Source organism: Mesorhizobium sp. M2C.T.Ca.TU.002.02.1.1 (assembly GCF_003997225.1).
In genome coordinates this window covers 1-1,544 of sequence record NZ_RZTO01001121.1, presented here as the reverse complement: position 1 = coordinate 1,544, position 1,544 = coordinate 1, and the positions used below count along the sequence as shown (strand labels likewise).

At 65.5% G+C, this 1,544-nt stretch carries 1 protein-coding gene; it reads right to left on the bottom strand.

The features are described 5' to 3' along the window. The coding region (locus tag EOD07_RS33940; protein ID WP_164772817.1) for an AMP-binding protein at positions 1 to 1,544 on the bottom strand (1,544 nt) is incomplete at both ends.

Genomic DNA, 1,544 nt, shown 5'->3' with positions numbered 1-1,544 from the left:
GTACGGATGCGCCGTGCGGGCATAGCCCGACAGGAACGTGTCGGTGCCGAAGATGATCGTCGCGTTCGACCCATAGATCAGTTCCGGCACGATGCGGTAGTGCAGCGGCGAGGGGTAGAAATAGACCGGCACGCCGGAGATCAGCGGCAGCACCGTGCCCGCCGTCATGCCGAAGGAGTGGAAGATCGGCAGCACGTTGAACACCTTGTCGCCCGAATGGAAGTCGATGCGCGAGGCGGCCTGCGCGGCATTGGCCAGGATGTTGCGGTGGGTGAGCACCACGCCCTTGGGCGTGCCTTCCGAGCCGGAGGTGAACAGGATCGCTGCCGGATCGTCCGCCTTGCGCGCCACTCGCGGCGTCGTCTTGCGCAACAGTCCAAGCAGCTTGTCCTTGAGGCCGATCGTGGCCCGCAGGTCGTCGAGCCAGACGATGTCGACCGAGCGGCCGATCTCCTCCACCACCGGCCCGAGCTTTGCCTGCTCGACGAAAGCGCGGGAGGTCAGCACGGTCCGCACCTCGGCCGCCTTGCAGGCCGACAGGATGTTCGCCGCACCGGCGGTGAAGTTGATCATCGCCGGCACCTTGCCGGCCGACATGACGCCGAGCAGCGTCGCGCAGGAACCGTTGGCGTTGGGCAGCATGATGCCCAGCGTCTCTTGTCCCGCATAGAGATGCTCGAACTTCTCGCCGAGCACCGCGGCTGCGGTGAGCAACTTGCCGTAGCTCAGCGAACCCGTGACAGGATCCTGCACGGCAAGCTCCTTCAAGCCGCGCTCATTGGCCGTCTCGATGATCTTCTCAAGCACCGTCTTGCCGATGTCCTGGGTGCGGAAGACGAGGTCCGACATCACCTGATAGAGCGCGGAACCCGCCGCGGCGCGCCGCTGGCGCCCCTTCAATTCCTGCGCGACTTCGAGCTTCACCGGTTCCAGGATGGTCACCTTGACCTTCGGGAACAAGCGGCGGCGCACATGCTGTGAGGAGAGCCGCGAGAAGTAGCTCTTCTCCAGCCCTTCGATGCGCACCGGCACCACCATCGAGCCGGTCTTGTCGGCGACCATGGCGGCGCCGTCATAGACCTTCATGAGGCCGCCGGTGACGGTGATGCGGCCTTCCGGGAAGATGACCAGCGGATCGCCGCCCTGCACGATCTTGATCAGCGTGCGGGTCGACATCGGCTTCGCCGGATTGAGCGGCAGCGCGCGGGCAAGCTTCATGAACGGCTTCATCCACCAGGCCTGCGCGATCGTATAGTCGATGGCGAAGACCGGCTCCTCGTCGGTTAGCGTCAGCGCCAGCGGGCCGTCGAGGAAGCTGACATGGTTGAGCGCCAGGATCGGCGCCTGGCCGGCCGCCTTGAGGTTGTCCAGCCCCTCGACCTCCAGGCGCAGGAAGGCGCGGAACAGGATCGAGACGAAATCGCGGAACGGATTGGTAGGCAAGTATTTCAGCATCAGCCAGGCGGCGATGGCGTTGGCGACGACGAGGCCGAACAGGATGCCCGCGATGGAGACGCCGGCGGCCTGGATGGCCGCTACGAGGG